16 protein-coding genes are annotated in these 19,511 nt (G+C 42.4%); 2 read left to right on the top strand and 14 right to left on the bottom strand.

Going from position 1 to position 19,511, the window contains the following annotated elements; genetic code table 11:
• The first annotated feature begins 87 nt into the window (after positions 1-87).
• Positions 88-1,095 (top strand): ABC transporter substrate-binding protein, encoded by a 1,008-nt coding sequence (locus tag MKX60_RS12945; protein ID WP_339266250.1) that lies wholly within the window; start codon positions 88-90, stop codon positions 1,093-1,095.
• A gap of 91 nt (positions 1,096-1,186) precedes the next feature.
• Here the strand turns inward: MKX60_RS12945 and MKX60_RS12940 are convergent, their stop codons facing one another.
• The 13 genes from MKX60_RS12940 to MKX60_RS12880 form a co-directional block, all read right to left on the bottom strand.
• Positions 1,187-1,408 (bottom strand): hypothetical protein, encoded by a 222-nt coding sequence (locus tag MKX60_RS12940; RefSeq protein WP_341060043.1) that lies wholly within the window; start codon positions 1,406-1,408, stop codon positions 1,187-1,189.
• A gap of 19 nt (positions 1,409-1,427) precedes the next feature.
• Positions 1,428-3,431 (bottom strand): ABC transporter permease, encoded by a 2,004-nt coding sequence (locus MKX60_RS12935; protein ID WP_341060041.1) that lies wholly within the window; start codon positions 3,429-3,431, stop codon positions 1,428-1,430.
• Entirely contained in the window at positions 3,421-4,188 is a 768-nt protein-coding gene (locus MKX60_RS12930; protein ID WP_341060039.1) for an ABC transporter ATP-binding protein, read from the bottom strand. Before MKX60_RS12930 ends, MKX60_RS12935 begins: the two co-directional genes overlap by 11 nt.
• Before the next feature lie 136 nt (positions 4,189-4,324).
• On the bottom strand, positions 4,325-5,731 hold the full coding sequence (locus MKX60_RS12925; RefSeq protein WP_341060037.1) for an MFS transporter: 1,407 nt from the start codon (positions 5,729-5,731) through the stop codon (positions 4,325-4,327).
• Between the two features lie 191 nt (positions 5,732-5,922).
• The gene (locus MKX60_RS12920; protein WP_341060035.1) at positions 5,923-6,927 is read right to left on the bottom strand and encodes a helix-turn-helix transcriptional regulator; all 1,005 of its coding nucleotides are present in this window, start codon (positions 6,925-6,927) and stop codon (positions 5,923-5,925) included.
• Positions 6,928-7,120: 193 nt separating this feature from the next.
• Entirely contained in the window at positions 7,121-8,206 is a 1,086-nt protein-coding gene (gene cheB / locus MKX60_RS12915) for a chemotaxis-specific protein-glutamate methyltransferase CheB (protein ID WP_341060033.1), read from the bottom strand.
• 41 nt (positions 8,207-8,247) lie between these two features.
• Entirely contained in the window at positions 8,248-9,846 is a 1,599-nt protein-coding gene (locus MKX60_RS12910; protein WP_341060031.1) for a HAMP domain-containing methyl-accepting chemotaxis protein, read from the bottom strand.
• Between the two features lie 204 nt (positions 9,847-10,050).
• Positions 10,051-10,713 carry a response regulator transcription factor gene (locus tag MKX60_RS12905; protein ID WP_076284516.1) on the bottom strand — a complete coding sequence of 221 codons (663 nt, stop codon included), beginning with the start codon at positions 10,711-10,713 and terminating at the stop codon, positions 10,051-10,053.
• A gap of 40 nt (positions 10,714-10,753) precedes the next feature.
• Entirely contained in the window at positions 10,754-13,687 is a 2,934-nt protein-coding gene (locus tag MKX60_RS12900) for a sensor histidine kinase (RefSeq protein ID WP_341060029.1), read from the bottom strand.
• 97 nt (positions 13,688-13,784) lie between these two features.
• Positions 13,785-14,540 (bottom strand): RNA polymerase sporulation sigma factor SigF, encoded by a 756-nt coding sequence (gene sigF, locus MKX60_RS12895; protein ID WP_042129724.1) that lies wholly within the window; start codon positions 14,538-14,540, stop codon positions 13,785-13,787.
• Positions 14,541-14,551: 11 nt separating this feature from the next.
• Positions 14,552-15,007: an anti-sigma F factor gene (gene spoIIAB, locus MKX60_RS12890; protein WP_042129726.1), complete on the bottom strand. Its 456-nt coding sequence runs from the start codon at positions 15,005-15,007 to the stop codon at positions 14,552-14,554.
• Positions 15,004-15,357 (bottom strand): anti-sigma F factor antagonist, encoded by a 354-nt coding sequence (gene spoIIAA, locus MKX60_RS12885; RefSeq protein WP_042129729.1) that lies wholly within the window; start codon positions 15,355-15,357, stop codon positions 15,004-15,006. Before spoIIAA ends, spoIIAB begins: the two co-directional genes overlap by 4 nt.
• A gap of 175 nt (positions 15,358-15,532) precedes the next feature.
• Positions 15,533-16,669, bottom strand: coding sequence for a D-alanyl-D-alanine carboxypeptidase family protein (locus tag MKX60_RS12880; protein ID WP_341060307.1), 1,137 nt, complete (start codon positions 16,667-16,669; stop codon positions 15,533-15,535).
• Between the two features lie 375 nt (positions 16,670-17,044).
• Between MKX60_RS12880 and MKX60_RS12875 the strand changes: the two genes are divergently transcribed.
• Positions 17,045-18,058, top strand: a complete 1,014-nt coding sequence (locus MKX60_RS12875) for a serine hydrolase domain-containing protein (RefSeq protein WP_341060027.1) — start codon at positions 17,045-17,047, stop codon at positions 18,056-18,058.
• Between the two features lie 104 nt (positions 18,059-18,162).
• On the opposite strand, the gene MKX60_RS12870 is transcribed toward MKX60_RS12875, so the two are convergent.
• On the bottom strand, positions 18,163-19,494 hold the full coding sequence (locus MKX60_RS12870) for a pyrimidine-nucleoside phosphorylase (protein ID WP_340971701.1): 1,332 nt from the start codon (positions 19,492-19,494) through the stop codon (positions 18,163-18,165).
• Positions 19,495-19,511 lie beyond the last annotated feature (17 nt).

Genomic DNA, 19,511 nt, shown 5'->3' with positions numbered 1-19,511 from the left:
TAAGCTTTGATACAGTTCAAATTGATAATAATGATGATAATGATTCTCATTATTATCATTTGGTACATATACTTAGGGAGGTTTACCATGCTAAAAAGAAAGACCCTTTTCCCCATCCTGGCACTCGTAATGTTATTGTCTGTATTTGTGACGGCTTGCGGGGGAAACAACAAGGCTTCATCTAATACACCAACAGCGACAACTGAAGCAACAACAGCCCCGAGTGCAGAGGCAACAGCTGTTCCTGATGCTTCCGCTGCCGAAATGCGCAGCTATGAAACTACTAAAGGTACTGTTCAAATCCCAGTTAAACCTCAGCGGATCGTTACAGATTATTATGGTGGGGAATTACTCTCCGTTGGAGCTAACGTCATAGGCGTTGAACCTAGTACTTTTGATAACCCCTTCTTGAAAGACCTGCTCAAAAACACACAAGATGTTGGTGCTCCAGTCAATGCTGAGAAAGCACTAGAACTTGCACCTGATCTAATTGTAGTTATGTACGATGACAACTATGATGCTTTATCCAAAATCGCTCCAACCATTCATATTCCATACGGAACTGCTACGAACATCTATGAAACCGTAAAACTGTTTGGAGATATTGTAGGAGCACCTGATAAAGCTGAGCAATTCATTGCTGACTTTGAGAAAAAGGCTGCTGAAGGCCGCGAAAAGCTTAAAGGTGTCGTGAATGAAAATGATACATTCGGAATTTATGAGCTGACTGACAAAGGTGAGCTATGGACCTTCGGTAACAATGCGGGCCGTGGTGGACAAGCCCTCTATAATGCACTTAAGCTGAAAATGCCTACTAAGAACAGCAATGACAACCAAACACTGCAGCTATCCATGGAGCTGTTGCCAGAATATGCAGCGGATTACATGTTCCTAACTACTTATGATCCTGATAAAAAAGGTGATAAGCTGAAAGAGCTGAAGGAATCACCCGTTTGGAACGGACTTGCTGCTGCGAAGAACGACCATCTGTTCTACAACGATTTTGATACTTTTTATCGCTATGATCCTATTGCCATTACCGCACAAATCGATCTGTTCGTTGATATGATTCTTGAGCGCAACGGTAAGAAATAAGAATAGACACATAAAGAAACACCCCACTTATTAGGCATCGCCTAAAGTGGGGTGTTTTGGTTATACATAAGAAGTTTCTATTAAATTTATATCATCTAGTATATTCATTATACTCATCAGTGTTATTTAATTTTTTGTACATATACTCATCATTTTTAAGCTTATAGAGCTGCCCCATCCCCGCAAATACGAAAAACAGCACCAAAATTAATCCATACGCATAGGTGAATTCACCAATATAAAAGCAAGTGACTATCGCAACAAGGATCAAGATCATTAATGCGACTGAAATTCTGGAAAAAATCTTTTTCAAATGGAATCCCCCCACGATTTTATTTGTTAATATTATCATAATTGGAATTAAATTTACATCTTGTATTATTCGTTGTGGGAACATCAAGCAGTTCGATATGAGCCAGCATATTGCGAGTGTATATTTTGGTGTATATACGATAAAAGAGGACTTGAAATAAAAGATACGCTCCGCCTACCAACAAACAAAACCACATCGGCTCCAGAGCTGTAGACATTTCAACCCTGGAAGAACTAACAACATAAAAAGAAGACAATGCAATACCTAATGCATACGGGAGAAAAAACAGCACTTTTAAAGGGCCGCCTATAATGCGATCCACGTCCTTAGAAGTAATTCCAATCTTGTTCAGCTTCCTGAATTTGATCCTCTCACGCTCTAAATCGGTCTGAATACTGAAATGCAGTACTATCCCGGAGGCGCCGAAAAATATTAAACCAACAAATGAAATTACGAAGATTCCGAATCGGCCAGACTCCTGTAACTGTAGATAGTCACTTATTCTAGACTTCGTAGAGAATACGAGCGCCTCTTGCCGCTCATTGCCATACCAGGACTCTGTATTGTCTTTGTTATATTTGGCTAAAGCGGCATTTAACTTAGCATCTATATCCGCAGTTTTTTTCCAATCATTAAAATTCAAGAGCTGAAGGTTACCGATCGCTTTTTTATTTTCCGCTTTCAGCGCTATATAATCCTCTTCGTTAACAATGACATGAAGACCATTCATAAGATTCGGCACAGGGTTAAATAGCATTTTAAATATAAGTCCTTGTGAGTACAACGTATGATTCCCGGAAGAAAGCTTCATTTCGAAGCTGGGCATCTCTGGTCTTTGATTCTTCCATTCTTCTCCTCGAGCAACTAAGGCAAGATTAAAAAAGTGATCTTTCTCCACATGATAATCACTGCCTATTAATGTGTTGATGTTTTGATCCAAAAATACTTTGAAATTGAACAAATCAATGTATTCAAGCGTTTGGTGTGAAATCAGCGGTGTAGCACCATGATCCGTGATTTCGCTGAGTGTCTCAGAAGGAAGGCTATTTTTCCCGAATACTTCTGCATAGGCAATATCATATGGATTGTTTGCAACAGGAATATCCTCAGCATTCCAGGTCAAATAAAAAATAATACCGCTTAGAGAAATTGTTATGAAGACGAGGAAGGTGATAAGAGAAAGCACTATTTTGGAGCGACCAAGGGTATAGATCAAATTGGAACTAAACAGCAGGTGCTTGTGATAGGCTCTGCTTGATGGCGATATAAAAAGTTTCATCCAGTCCCCAAGTCCTGACAGCAGCAAATAGACACCCACCATACTTACTCCCAGATTGATCAACATCATACGGGCATCATCTGGACTGTAATTTGTAATCATATCATAAACGGAGATCCCCAGTAATACGACTCCGATAATCCCTGTGATTTTACCATGAAGAAGGCTACGTTCTGCGGCTCTGGATTCTTTTAGAAGGCGTACAATGTTGTATCTCAGCGTTAATATTAATTGGATTCCAATCACAGCTATGTAAATAATCCCGAAGAATTTAATGGTATACAGATAACTTTCCAGCGTAAGTGAAAAAGAACTGCCCCCTATATTAACAAACAACGAGATGATGAAGAAGAAAAGACCGGAGAAGACCGTCCCTGCACCTAAACCCGTGAGAATCGAAGCTAATGCAATCAAGCTATTTTCTAACAAAATAATTTTACGGATATTGTGGCTCGTCATTCCAAGCACCATTAACAGCCCAAAGTCGCTTTTTCTAAATTTCAAAAAGGCCATTTGCGCATATACAATAAATAGAACAGCAAACACTCTCATAACCAAGAAAGGAGCATATAAATTACCAGACACCATTCCATTTACTTGATAGGGGTCATTAAAATCAGGGTTGGTATACAGGGAGTAAAAGGCGAAAAAGACCTTAATCGTAAAGCTGCTGCATAGGAAAAATAACAAATACCTTCTAAGGTTCGCCTTAAAAATCTGAATAGCCATTCTCCTAAAGGTCATCTTCTCCCCCTCCAATGAAGGCCAGACTCTCCAGAATCCTATCAAAAAATGCTCTCCGCTCTTTATTGTCCCTAGTAATCTCTAATAGAGCCTTCCCATCCTTGATAAAGAGCACGCGATTACAATAGCTGGCCGCAAAAGGATCATGTGTGACCATCACAATCGTTGCTCCTTTCAGAGCATTCAGTTTGGCGAAGGTCTTCATCACTATACTTGAAGATTTGGAATCCAAATTCCCCGTCGGCTCATCCGCAAAGATCACCTCCGGATCATTAATAATCGCTCTGCTAATCGCCGCTCGTTGTTGCTGTCCTCCTGAAACCATATACGGATATTTATCCTTCACCTCGCCCAGATCAAAGAGTAATAACGTCTCATCTGTCTTGGTATTGATGTCGTCTCCCTCTTGGTCATCCAGAACCATGGGCACCATTATATTTTCCCGTAGGGTCAGGCTATCCAGTAGATTGTAATCTTGAAAAACGAACCCCATTCGCTGCCGGCGAAACAGTGCAAGCTCATTCTTAGACATCTCGCTTATACTAGTCTCTGCAATCCGGACTACCCCACTATATTCCGTGTCGATCCCGCTAAGGATGTTCAGCAGCGTCGTTTTACCACTCCCCGAAGGCCCCATAATCGCTACAAGCTCTCCGCTATCCACACTCAGGCTTATGCCGTTTAGCGCCCGAAACACATTCATTTTGCCCTTGCCTTTATATTCTTTTGAGAGATTCTCTACCTCTAGAATAGACATGCTCGCACCGTCCCCTTCATAGCTTGGCGGATTAACATTAAATGGAATTATGTTATTCCTGTAAATACTATAAAACTAAGTGAAGAGAACGGTTGTTAGATTGCTCACAGAACAAGAAAACTTGATTCCTCCTCTATCATTTCCGCTCTCGCAAGAAACAAAGACAAACAAAACCAGTAAAAGCAAGTCCTCCGATAGCTGCCAGTGAGAAGGAAAACGCCCTTACATAATCCGATAAATCTGCTTCCAAAAGAGAATGTTTCAACGAAGTGGAGAACAAAATACCGATTAGAGCCACCCCTAACGAGTTTGCTAAATACATAAATGTAGTGATCAGACCTGATCCTGTGCCCGTAATCCTTGCTGGTACTGAACTGAGCGTGACGTTGACTAATGGTGTAGTAGCCATGCCGAGACCGAAGCCATATATCAATAATATTAAAATATTTCGTGCGCCCAGCAGATGCGTCGCATCCACATTTAGCTCCCATATAAGCAATAAACTAGAGCATCCCATCATCAGCGCTCCTATTTTAAGTACACTCATCCCCCATCTTTTGACCATTCGAGACGAGATTAGGGAAGTCAGAAAAAAGCCTATACCTATAGCCAAAAAAACCAAACTTGTATCTTGAACATTATAGTGCAAGCCAAATTGCATATAGTAGCTTAAAACAAAAAAGAAGGAGAACATGCCTAGATAAAGGACAAGCACGGTCGCCAGACCTATACTAAATGTTCTATGTCTGAAAATAGACAGATCGACTAATGGACAATTCCCCTGCTTTCCTTTCCGATTTTCAACCCAGATAAAAGTAAACAACACGAATAAAGCTATAATTAGACAGCCTGAGATCCACAAGGGCCACCCTTGTTTTTGTCCCTCAGATAACGGATAGATCAGCAGAAACAAACTGATCAGCAGTAGGAAGCTTCCCGTCCAATCAATACTGTGCGTCTGCTCGGCTCGTGTTTCAGGAACAATCGGCATTAACAGCAAGACGAGAAGTCCGAAAGGCACATTGAAAAAAAATACCGTCCGCCAACCGAGATCGAACGGATTCCAATTCACAATAGTGCCTCCGAGAATGAATCCGAAAGCGAATCCAATGCCAATCATTGCACCATAAATACCGAAAACAAGCCCTTTTTCCTTTGGCAGAAAGCTGACCTGAAGTGTAGACAAAACCTGAGGCTGGATAAGCGCAGCTGCCATACCTTGTACGATGCGAATAACAATCAGAAGTGTCGGATCTGAGGTCAAACCACCCAACACTGCCATAATCGTAAATCCACTCACTCCGATAATCAGCATTCGTTTTCTGCCGTATATATCCCCAAGCTTACCACTAATGATCAACGCCACAGCTAATCCTAGCGAAAATCCGGTGACGATAAGCTGTGCTTCAGAGAAGCTCGCATTCAAGCGATGTTGCATTAATGGAAGGGCGACTTGAATCATATAAGTATTCAATGAAATGAGTAATGTTGGAAGTAGAATAACCCATAGCGCATACCAACGTCGCGAATCAACTTCTTGCATTGTATGACCACCTCTCCATGAAATCTATGAAAATGATTATCAATTAGAATAGTCTTTTTCTCTACCTGTTAAGGGAGGTTTAATCCTTGATAAGGGAGCAAACACAAAAAAACCTCAAACAGGCAGAATATAGTGTTCGATTCCGAACCCTATGTCCTACTGCATGAAGCCATCTGTAAGTACAAATCCTTCTAGATCCTATTTCGCTCCAAAGTCTGTTGTTCGATACGTTTTAAGTACTCGCTTGGATTGCAGCCGTAGTGCTTACGGAAGGTTGTCGTGAAATTGCTGACATTACTATATCCGACCGAAACGGCTGTTTTTCCTATATTCAAACCTTCTACCTCCATGTACCAAAGTGCCTTCTCCATCCGCTTTATACGAACAAGCTCGAAGATCGTCATGCCAAATAACTCACGGAAACCCTTTTTTAACTTGAATTCATTGATGCCTACCCGCTTGGCTAACTCACGTATGGACAGCGGTTGTTCGAAATGGATTTGCACCAACTCATGTACCCGCTTTAGATTTATAATATCATCATGCCGGAACGTCATACTCCCGCTCATAGAGCCGTAACCATCGGACTCCCCAAATAAAGCGATAAATTCAAGCGCTTTGCTCTCCATATATAATCGTCTCAATGTTCCATGATAAGTACAATGGATCATTTCAAAGACACATTTTCGAATCGCCGCAGTGTCAGGATAACGGTCAATATTTCCACGATGATGTTTAAGCCAGGTCTCCATCTGTTGTTTCTCCGCTAGATCTCCGGCATAATACAGCAGTTCGCTAGGAGCTAGCCGTATTTCTAACAATTGATTGGAGACACCAGCTTTTTTCTCTTCATACACCTGAACATCCTCTAAAAAAAGAACATTGCCTGTTTGTTTCTCCGTGTGACTTTCCTTGCCGTTCCATTCGCAATAGATTTCTCCACTCACGTTATAGCTTAGTTCGAATAACGGACAAGCTTCCTGAATATAGAGCTTCATATCTTGTTCGTAAGTTATATCCGTATACATGATCTCCATGCCTGGACGAATCCGCGTACGTGTAATGCTTCCCTGACCGATATGCGAGGGTATGGTAAGACGTTGTTCCCACTGGTTGTGCTCAACATGCCCTTCTATCCGCTCTGTAAATTGTTCAAAAAGATCATGAATCTCCAAATTCAATATTTTTAAAGCCATCGAAAGCCTCTCCTTCTTCGCCAATACAAATAAAGCCATTCACAACTCAAATGATAATCGTTATCATTTGGAAGTGTCAACATAGAATAGATCTATAGGAATTTTATCCCCACTTGGGATGAAACCCTAGGTTTACATAAAAAAAGCGTTGGTGGATTTTCCTCCTACCAACGCCTATGGTAATGATTATTCATCAAATTTGTTCGTCCAACATCCCCGTAACCTCCATAATCTTCGAGGCTAACAAAAATGAAGGAACTTCATAATCCACGCACTTGAGCTCAACCGCCGCTTCAGGCATTTCATTTACAATCGAAGTCTCTTGCGACTCTACAAGGGTAGATTGGGCGCCAGCTTGTTTGGCATTCAGCATGCCTCTCGCGCCATCGTTTCCCCTTCCGGTCATTAGAATCAAATGCTGCTTCAAGATTTTCAGTCCAGAAATCGATTCGAACAATACATCAATGGATGGACGGTATCCGTTCACTGAAGCTTTCTTGTGAAGTTTGATTCTACATACTTGCCCTTGCTGAACTACGGTCATATGACAATTACCAGGTGCAATATATGCCGTTCCGCCATGTACCAATTGATCATCTTTCGCCTCAACCACCCGTACACTTGAGAATCGATTCAATCGTTCTGCTAATACTTTCGTATACTTGGGTGGCATATGCTGAACGATTAATAAAGGATATGGGAAGTTTGCCGGGAGCGAGCTAATTACGATTTCAAGCGCCTTCGGACCACCAACTCCACATCCTATGGCTACGATTTGATCGAATTCTTCCGTACATCCGTTCTTAGAATTGTCTTCTGCCTGTAGTCCTGTCATCACTTTCGAAACAGTAATATTGTTAAGGATAAGGGTTCTCAAAGGAATTTGAGCAGCTTGTTTAATTTTGAATATTAGCTCGTCTTTTATTTGGGATAAATCAGGTCCATGGATTTGAGTGGGCTTGGATATAAAATCTACAGCTCCGTTCTGTAGACCTGTGATAGTTGCTGTTATTCCATCCTTTGACCCCGAGCTTAGGATAAGGATAGGGGTTGGACGTTGTGACATAATACTAGAGAGCGCTACTAAACTATTCAATTCCGGCACTTCTATATCAATCGTCACGACATCAGGCCTGAGTTCTTGAACCATGCTAACCGCTTCGGATGAATTTCGAGCTGCTCCAATGACCTCGATAATTGAATCCTCCGCAATAAGGTTCGAGATCTGTTTACGCATCATTACTGAAGTAGCTACAACGAGCACCTTTAACTTTTGCACTACTTCTCCTCTCCTATCAATGATGATCCCCATGACACTGTTTATTTAACTTTAAAAATAGATACGAGTGCATTTAGTTCCTCCGCAAGCTGTGCTAATGCATTAGCCGTCGTTGCCGTTTCACTACTGCTTGCCGCCATTTCTTCCGTTGCTGCCGATATGCTCTCGATCGAGTACAACACCTCTGATGACTGCGCGGCCTGTTCTTCACTGGCAGCAGCGATTTCTGTTACTTTATGAGCGGTATCGTTCACCATAGAGAGAATATGATCAAAGGCTTCCCCATTTTTTTGTGAAAAAGCTACGCCATCGACTACCGCATTCACACTTTGGTGTGTATTTTTTTGCATTTCTTTAATTATGTCCGTGACTTGCTTAGTAGCCTCACTGCTCCGCTCTGCTAGCTTTCTTACTTCATTCGCTACAACAGCAAAACCTCGGCCCTGTTCACCTGCACGAGCCGCTTCAATAGCTGCGTTAAGAGCCAGCAGATTTGTCTGTTTTGCAATATCATCAATGACCGCAATGATCTCGCCAATTTTATCTGAGCCTTCTTCTAGTCTAGACATTTGGTTGTTAAGTAACGTCATCCCTTGAATGGAGTCAGTAACCACCGCGCCTCCATCCTGAGCAATACGCATCGTATGATCTGACAGCTCTGAGGCTTGCTCTGCACTCTGAGCTACTGAATTAATCGCTTCAGACAATTCTCGGAACAACTCATTCATCGTTTGCGCTGCAGTGGCTTGACTCATACTGCCGCTAGCTACTTCCTCAGTACTTGCTGATATTTGCTGTGCTGCCGCCGAGACACTTTCCGCAGAGGACAAAATCCCCCCCACAGTATGCCTTAAGTTCAGAACCATTTCATTCACAGAATTCGCAAGTTTTCCGATCTCATCCTTAGAATTTAGATTCGAAGTTTCGCTTAAGTCTCCGTTGGCTACTTTACCTAGCAGGCGCATCACTTGATTAAGAGGCCGTGCTATAATTTGCGAGATTAGATAGCCAAAACCCACGCTGATTAAAAGTGCAATGATAGTAACACTAAAGGTAATCAACCGAGAGGATTGATATAATTCATTGGCGTTATCACTGGATTCCTGTGCCTGCTTCATATTGATATCAATTAAACCTTGCAAGAAATCCGTCATCTCCGTAGTGGCCAGCTGTAAATCTCCTGTTAGCAAATAATTCGTATATTCTTCATTACTAATGATCTTCTTATCCAATTCAATTGCATGATCCACGCTGGTGGTATAGCGTTGCCAGATCTCAGGATAATCCTTCATTTTCTCTAATTCTTCTTCTCTCAATCTTGTCTTACTATATTTACTCATGATGTCTTCAATGCTTTGGACATTCTTATGTAATTTATCCCGATATTCTTTTTTCTTCACCTCGGTTTGGGCCATCGTATTTATATCCCGGATGTTTATTCTATTCGTTAAAAAAAGTTCATTCGCTTCACCGAGATAGGCAATCGGTGTTAAGCGATTTTTATACATATCCTCGATGGACTCATCCATCTTACTCAAATTACTTATTCCATAGAATCCTACAAAGCATAAAATGACTGATACCAACACAAATGCTGAGATTAGCTTCACTGCTGTTCTCAAATTATAAAACCATTTCATCCTTCTGCACCTCATTACGTTAGTCAATTTTTAGTAATTCTTAGGAACTATTTCATCATAAACGGTAAGAAGAATATGGTAACCGAAAATAAATAGCGTGATCACGCAAAATTATTGCGTACCTCCGCAATGACGCGCAAAACAAAAAATCCCGCCTCACTATCTAGTGATCGGGATTTCAATCTATAGGGTTGTTACGTATTTTCACAATGAATTAGTAAAATCTGATTCCTTCAATATTCCGAGCCGTTTAGCTTTTATAGCCGCTTCAATTCTAGATTTCACATTTAGCTTTTGGAACAAATTCGTTAAACTATATTCTAGTGACCGCTGACTCATAAGCACAATCTCCGCTATTTCCTTATTACTTTTTCCTTTTGCGATTTCCGTCAGCATTTCATGTTCCCTTTTGCTAATCATGGAGGTTGCTTGTTCATCATTGATTTCTAATCCTTTAGGCGGTACTTTTCTTAACTGCTTGACTAAGGTCCGCGGCAGAATGACTTCCCCTCTTAATGCACATCGTACCGCTGTAATCAACTGCTCTCTATTGGTTGTTTTTGAGATAAAACCAAAGATCCCCGATTCGATCATCAGGTTAAATTTGTTAGTAAATTCATATCCGGTGTAGATTAAGATAATCGCATCCGCGTTCATTGTTAATACTTGCTTCGCCAAATCAATCCCATTCACATCCGCGATATGAAGATCAAATAACATTACGTCAAAGGAATGACTACTCACCATTTCAAGCACTTCATCCGCTGAATTAGCTAGAGTAACCTTCATGTCTCCCTCTTGCTCTAATATCATTTTAGTCCCTTCCATAACAGATGGATGATCATCCACTAACAATATTTGAATCATGCCTATGACTACCCCTCTATCCAATTGTTATGCCGCATGATTAATCTGCAGGTATAGATATATTGACCGCTAATCCCTTTTTATCTGGCGATCGGAATACTATTGACCCATCCATACTTCGAACCCTTTCCTTCATCCCATAAATCCCCATACTTGTAAGTGAATCCTCACCAAATAAATTCATTCCGATTCCGTTATCTTTATAATCCAAATGAATATGATTGTCTTCACTAACTAAGGTGATGTGGACTTCTGTCGCAAAAGAGTGCTTTGCTGCATTAGCTAAAAGCTCTTGCACAATACGGTACAGACCTATAAGCACTTCATCATCTAACTTATGCGTGAATCCTTCAGACTCGAAATAAATCTGATAGTTGGTACGTAGCTGCGTAAATTCAAACAACGTCTCCAGCGAGGAGATAAGACCTTCATTGATTAATGCAGGAGGTCGGAGCTCGTTACAAATAATCCGCAGTTGATAAATAACATCAAGTAAACCTTCTGAGATCTGTTCTAGTTGTTCTCTAAGTTCCCCATTAATGGACCTTTCACCTAAGAGAAAATCCAGCTTACGATACCAGATAATCTGTTCTTGGAGCGCTGAGTCATGTAAATCCTGAGCAAGCCGTTTTCGCTCATTCTCTGATAAATTAAACATAAAGCGAAGAAGCCATGTAGGGGCCACTTGCTTAGAAGCCGCTAGCTCAAGATCCTTCGTTAAATCTTCGATAAGCAAAAAATGATCAAAGAGAACACTGACATAACGGGTAATCGTCTCCAGCCACACTCGAATAGAACTGATTTCTAGTAAAAGCGTCTTCTCGTTAATCGATAGCAAGTAGCTCTTTCCTCGGGACTCCCCGATCTTGAGTGAATACCCTTGCTCCGTCTCGATAATTTCACATAATTTATCATGGTTAGATTCAACTGCGATAAATTTTATATTTGTTATCTGCAGAGTTTCTCTGACTTCTCTAAGTAACCGCTGTTCCATATGACTAATCTTCATTACACCAAAAAGATCTTCGGAGAACTGATCGAGACTCGTTTGCAGGCGAAAATACCGTTCCTCACTCTCTCGAATAATCTGCTCTGTATGTTGTCTATCCTCATCTGCTTTTTTTCGATCACTAATATCCCTAAATATAGAGATACATGCGACTTTTCCTTTGTACAAAATGGAGCTAGCTGTTACCTCTACATCGATAATCGTCCCATCTGAACGTACGACCTTTTGTTCAATAGGAACTAAGATCTTATAGGGTTCTTTATAGATCTCACGCATGCGTTCTTTCGCCAGCGGCAGATACTCCGGATGTGCCCAATTGAAAATATTTTTACCGATCAATTGACTCTCATCGCTAACTCCAAATAATCCAAGACAAGAGAAATTCACATAAACAAACTTATAATCGCTATGCAGAACGACCGCTTCAGGCGACATCTTGATCAGCTGCTGATTGAATTCCTCGCTTTCCCTTAATTCTTGTTCCATTTGGACTCTCTTGGTAATGTCTCTTGCTACAATTACGATACTCATTACTTCTCCATCCTCACCTAGAACGGGAGTAGCAAGACATTCTAAATTTAAGATATAACCTTTTGTGTGAATAAAACGATTGTAAAACATCTTACTTGCTTTTGTCCGAAAAATATTTGTTATTTGTTCACGCAAGCTTTCTTGCTCATCTGGATCGATATACTCTAAGATGGTAGTGTCCTTGATTAAACCTACAGGAATACCGATTAGGGTCTCACAGGAGGGGGAGGCTACAATGAAATTTCCTTTCTGATCCAGAACCCCCATCATATCCTTCATGTTATTAATAATTAGTCTGTACTCTGCTTCTCGCTGTGCCAGCTTTTGTTCTACTTCTACTGTAGATGTTATATCTTTAGCGACAACAAAAGCACCCACAATACGACTATTCACATAAATTGGGATGTTTTTCATAGTCCAATGGCTCACTGATCCATCCTTACGGGAAGAGGCCACAACATAATGCTGAGCAGATCCCCGTACTGTTCTTCCGAAATAATCCGACATCCTCGTTATATTTTCTACTCCAAATAGATTCATGATGGACAAGTTCTCTCCGACCATACTTAAAGCTTCTCCAGTAATTTGCTGTGCCGCAGAATTGATTGCCAAAATATTACCTTGTAGATTCACCTCACATACGACGTCTGAGTTATAGTCAAATAAGGATTTATAGCGCTGTTCACTTTTGAGTAAAGCCTCCTTCATTAACTTTCTTTCAGTAATATCTGCCAAGATCCCATCAAGCCGAACTACCGCTTGGGATTCATCTAGACTGGGTATGATTCTGACCTGTAACCATCGAGGCTCACCACTTGCGTGGATAATTCGATATTCACTAAGTTGTGGAATCCCTTGACCAACTGATGATATGATCTCTTGAAACAAGGGATTTTCTTCCTTATGTGCAATACGAAGCCAAAAGTCATCCTCTTTCGCCTGCTCAACGGAATAACCGGTGATATTGAGAATGGCATCCGATATAAATAACACTTTCTTAGATACGTAATCGTAAGACCAAACCGCCACATCTAGATTAGAGAACATCTGTTGATACAAAGAAAATGTGCTTTCTAATTGAATTTGTGCCGTTTTTTGTTCAGTAATGTCCAGCATAATTCCATCTATTCGGCAGACCTTGTTCTTCTTATTTAGGATAGGAGTGCCGATATTTTGAACCCACTTCAGTCCTGCAGTAGGTAATTGCATCCGATACTCAAGATTACTGATATGACCAGCATTTAATCTTTCCATGTAGGCATCATATCGATCACGATCTACTACATTCACAAGTTCCCGTAAAAAACTAGGGCTGTGCGGTTTAGTCTTACTTGTGCAACCAGCCCATTCCTCTAAAATTCTCGACATCGTCAACAGATTTTCTTCCATATCCATAGACCATGTGATCACATTCTCGTCACCGAGTGAATGCATATTGAGATCACCTCCACATAAAAAGCCCCCCCTATTCGGGGCGGCTTTTTGTTCTAATTCGCTATTTTACAAGCGTCATTACATGAATAACTTTATCCTACTGAGCAATCTGCTCACGGATATTCTGCAATATTTTCTTCTCCAGCCGGGATACCTGCACTTGAGAGATCCCTAGACGACTGGCGACCTCCGACTGCGTTTGATCACGATAGTAGCGAAGATAGACAATCAGACGTTCACGTTCACTGAGGCCTCCGATAGCTTCATTTAATGCCAGCTTATCGAACCAACGCTCCTGTGATTCGTCAGCGATTTGATCAATCAGCGTGATCGGATCTCCATCATTCTCAAACACCGTCTCATGGATAGAGGTCGGTGGTTTATTGGCTTCTTGAGCGAACACCACTTCTTCGGGTGTAACCCCTAGCGCTTCCGCAACTTCACCAATCGTAGGCAGACGATCAAGCGTTTTAGACATTTCGTCCTTCATCTTACGAACTTTATTAGCCATTTCCTTAAGGGAACGACTGACCTTCAAGGTGCCATCGTCACGAAGGAAACGCTGAATCTCACCGATAATCATCGGCACCGCATAAGTGGAGAACTTGACCTCATAGCTGAGGTCAAATTTATCAACGGACTTCAGGAGTCCAATGCAACCGATCTGGAACAAATCGTCAGGCTCATACCCGCGGTTCATAAACCGCTGTACTACCGACCAGACCAGTCGGATATTACAGCTTACAAGCGTGTCGCGGGCAAGACTATCTCCGGCCTGACTGAGCGCGATAAGACGTTTGACCTCCGCATCGTCCAAATAGGTCGGCGGAGCTTTTTTTGACTCTGCATCCATGGCTCCAACCCCTAATTGTATAAAGCTTTTTTCGAGACGATGGTTTTCTTCATTGAGATAGAAGTACCGTGTCCCGGTTCACTAGTGACTTCAAATTCATCCATGAAATTCTCCATAATAGTAAAGCCCATGCCCGACCGCTCCAGCTCTGGCTTAGAGGTATACAGCGGCTGTTGCGCCAGCTCCAAATCCTCAATGCCCCGTCCTTGATCCTCAATGGTTAGATGTACCGTTTCGTTGTCCAGCGATGCCGAAATGGTCACAATACCTTCCGGATCACTATCATACCCATGAATAATACAGTTGGTGACCGCTTCCGACACGACTGTCTTCAGATCATTCAGCTCGTCCATCGTAGGATCAAGCCGGGAAACGAACGCCGCTACGACTACACGTGCGAACGATTCGTTCTCCGAGCGTGCAGCGAACTGCACGTTCATGAAGTTACCAGCCTTACTATTTGTCATAACGCAACCTCCAAATCCGAGAGTGCAGTACTCTCGTCGTCATATAGGGGCATGATTTTGAACAGGCCTGACATTTCCAGCAGCCGCTTCACAGGTGCCGTTGCGTCACACACAACCATTTTTCCACCTTTACTGTGGATCAGTTTATACCTTCCCAGAATCACGCCTAGGCCTGAACTGTCCATAAACTGCAGATGCTTAAGACTAAGAACCAAATGCGATACCTGACCACGCATAATCGCTTCATCCATATCCATTCTTACAAAATCGGCTGCGTGATGATCCAACTCCCCTGATAAACGGACAATCAACACACCCCTGTGATGCTCCATCTCCACATGAGAATTCATGCTTGCCACTCTCCTCTTCGTTGCTTTGAAAACTGACCTTGAAAGACAGTACCTATTCCCTTCAAGGACAAGGTTTTCTACGCGGCAAATCAGGAATCCTGCCTCACGACAAAACTAGAAGAAAACCCCTATGAATCTACAGAGTACATGGGGGTAATCTACAAAAAAACTGTTTTTAATCTACGCCGAACATCGAGCCTGTTGTGCGCTTAAAGAGCTTCCACCAGCCTGCTTTCGGCACAGCTTCCCCTGCTTTTAATTCATACTCCTTAATCACTTGGGTTCCTTGGTAGACCACTAGCTTGCCCACAGATTGACCTTCAGCTACTGGAGCCTTCACGCTTTCCGGCAATACTAGTTCGTGGCGAATGCCTTCTTGAGTCACACCTTTTTTCAAAAGAACACTGTACGTCTCTTTGGCTGTTATCGGCAACTCAGATTTTACGCCCTTTTCAATCTTTAGGGTGCCGATGGCATCCCCTTCATTGTGGATCGTGTGTACTTTATATTGCGAGAACAGGTAATCGAACATGCCTGACACTTCACTATTGCGTGTCTTTGTGTTCGGCTCGCCTAGCACAACAGCGACAGCACGTAGGCCATCTCTTGCTGCTGTAGCGGACAGACAGAATTTTGCCTCAGCAGTATAACCAGTCTTCAAACCATCAGCACCAGTGTAGAAACGCACTAGCTTGTTCGTGTTCACCAACCAGAACGGTTTGGTTGAATCCTTACGTAAGTAATCCTGATAGGAACCGGTATATTTGATAATTTGATCATGCTTCAAAAGCTCACGACTGATGACCGCAATATCGTAAGCTGAGGAATAGTGATTGGCGGCTGGAAGACCGTTGCAGTTGGCAAAATGGGTATCTTTTAGACCCAGTTCCTCTGCACGTTTATTCATCAGATCGACAAAAGCACTCTCTGAACCAGCTATTTTCTCCGCCATCGCCACAGAAGCATCATTACCAGAAGCCATAGCGATACCTTTAAGCATATCGTCTACCGACATTTCTTCACCAGGCTCCAGAAAAATCTGCGATCCGCCCATAGAAGCCGCATATTCACTTGTTCGCACCTTATCAGTCAGCTGCAGCCTTCCTTCATCCAGCGCTTCCACCGTTAGTAACATCGTCATAATCTTCGTAATACTTGCGGGAGGCAGCTTATCATGGCTGTTCTTCTCATAAATAACAGTTCCGGTACCAGCGTCCATCAAAATAGCAGAACGTGCTCCCGGTGCGAGGTCTACAGCGGCAGCATTACTGCCAGAGTCCTTGGTTTTTTCTTCTGCATAAGCGCCTGACATAGGTCCTAGAACCGATACAGCGATACAGAGCACAAGCACAGCAAAACGCATTTTTCTCACAATGGTTCCCCTCCTGAACGTTAACCTTCATATCACAGGTACTGTGTTCCAGTTTCGTCAGAAAGGGTGAAAATTATTCCATTTTTAAGGAAATAACCACAATTATTTATCTCAAGAAGTAAGGATGTCATCAATTAAAAAAAGCCCAGCAGCAGTTGCAGAGCATTTTTATTATAGGGGAGATTAAATAATATTTCAAATTTAAAGTATTTCCATTTTTTTAGCTCTCATTTTAGGACTTTTAAAGGTAAATCGTAGACTTTCACGAATGTTAACTAAGAACCTATACTGTCTTACAGAGGAGTGAATATACGAATGAACCCACTAGAAACTTATATTGAGACAGAAGCAAAACAGAACGATTTCTCAGGCGTAGTACTAGCAAAACAATATGATAAAGAAATCGCCAACAGCTGTCACGGTTATGCCAATAAGTCGGATAAGCGCGAAAACAATATTCATACTCGGTTCGGGATCGCTTCCGGGTGTAAAATATTCACAGCAATTGCCGTCTGTCAACTGGTAGAAAGGGGATTGATTTCTTTCGAAAGCAGATTATCAGACTATCTGAAGAAGGTAGAGTTCCCTCTCTTTAGTTCTGAAATCACCATACATCAGTTGCTTACGCATAGCTCTGGGATTCCAGATTATTTTGATGAAACAATCATGGATGACTTCGAAGAACTGTGGAAGACACAACCTATGTACACTTTACGGCAACTGGAAGATTTTGTACCGATGTTTAGAAACCTCCCCATGATGTGGACCCCTGGTGAACGTTTCCACTACAACAATGCCGGATATATCGTGCTAGGTCTTCTGGTGGAGGAATTGAGTGGAATGTCCTTTTCCGATTATGTGGAGCTTCACATCTTTAAGCCTTGCGGAATGGAGCAATCCGGTTACTTTACGTTAGATGCCTTACCAGCCAACTGTGCACTAGGATACATAGAAGAAGAGAACGGTAGCTGGAGAAGCAACATCTATTCAATCCCGGTAAAAGGAGGCGCTGACGGTGGAGCTTTCGTAACCGCTCCCGACATGCAGTTATTCTGGAACGGGCTAATGAACCATACCCTTTTGAGTCCAGTACTCACTTCATTGTTGCTTACTCCCCACATACATGTGGATGGTGAAGGCTATTATGGTTATGGTGTATGGATCACCCTCCGAGAAGAAAAAGTGTTCAAGTTTCACATTATGGGATACGATCCCGGTATTTCCTTCCGATCGGCTATCTATCCGGCTAGTGGAGAGACTGTGGTCGTATTATGTAATACAAGCAGCGGGGCTTCTCAGATTTTCAATCTTATCGATAAGCATTTGTAGCTGCTCCATCAAAAACGCAAAACAGCGAGCCTCCTAATACGGGAGGCTCGCTATTGTACTGTCTATTTCAGGTCTTTGTCATGACAATAATTATATTTCCTTGGCTAGTACCGTGTTACTCCATCCTTCGTAACAAGCGCGAATACCAGTGGTAATGGTGGAACCGATTCAGAAGTAATACGGTAAGCTTCCAGCACCTTGCCCTCAGCTTCCTCTACTTTCTTATCACTGGCATCATTGATATGCAATACTGCAAGTGTATCCCCAATCTCTACAGCATCTCCAACTTTTTTAGAGAGTTGAATACCTACAGCCAAATCTATTACAGATTCCTTAGTTTCACGTCCTGCACCAAGCAGCATAGCAGCAATGCCGATTTCTTCTGCTTGAATCCCCTCAATGAAACCCTTAGTCTTCGCTTTCACTTCAATGAATCGTTTAGCAGCAGGGAGTTTCTCCGGATCATCGATTTGTGAAACATCTCCGCCTTGCGCACTCACGATCTGTTTGAATTTCTCCAGCGCTGTGCCATCTTCAATATGTGTCATCAGAATCGAACGAGCCTCCGCTTCATCCTTGGCTTTACCGCCAAGAACAAGCATCTGACTGCCCAGAATAAGGCAGACTTCCTGCAAATCTTTAGGACCGTGACCCTTCAAGGTCTCGATTCCTTCCTTAATTTCCAGCGCATTTCCGATCCCGTAACCCAGTGGCTGATCCATATCACTGATGATCGCAACGGTATTACGACCCAAATGGGTGCCGATATCCACCATAGCCTGGGCAAGCGCAATTGAATCATCAAGCGTCTTCATAAAAGCACCGCTGCCGGTTTTGACATCCAGTACAATGGCGTCTGCACCCGCTGCAATCTTCTTGCTCATCACTGAGCTTGCAATAAGAGGGATGGATTCAACAGTTGCTGTTACATCCCGAAGGGCATACAGCTTTTTGTCAGCGGGTGTAATGTTGCCCGACTGGCCGATCACGGCAGCTCCGATCTCCCCTACTTGATCAAAGAAACGCTCGCGATCCATCTCTATAGAAAAGCCAGTGATCGACTCCAGCTTATCAAGTGTACCTCCTGTATGCCCAAGTCCGCGGCCGGACATCTTCGCTACCGGTACTCCAGCAGAGGCTACCAACGGTGCAAGCACCACGGTGGTTTTATCTCCCACTCCACCTGTGGAGTGCTTATCAACCTTAATGCCTGCGATTGGGCTCAGATCCACTTGATCACCAGACATCGCCATTTCCATCGTTAGATCGCCGGTCTCCCGTGCGTTCATACCTTGAAAATAAACCGCCATGGCCCAAGCGGAAAGTTGATAATCAGGAACTTCACCTTTACTATAGCCTTGAATTAGAAAGGATATTTCCTCACGGCTCAGCTCTCCACCGTCTCTTTTTTTCTGAATAATGTCGACAGCTCTCATTTTACACCTGCATTTCA

This window comes from Paenibacillus sp. FSL R5-0914 (assembly GCF_038004525.1).
Taxonomy (GTDB): domain Bacteria; phylum Bacillota; class Bacilli; order Paenibacillales; family Paenibacillaceae; genus Paenibacillus_AQ.
Note: the sequence above shows the minus strand (reverse complement) of the source record. Positions and strands in the feature narration are given on the sequence as shown.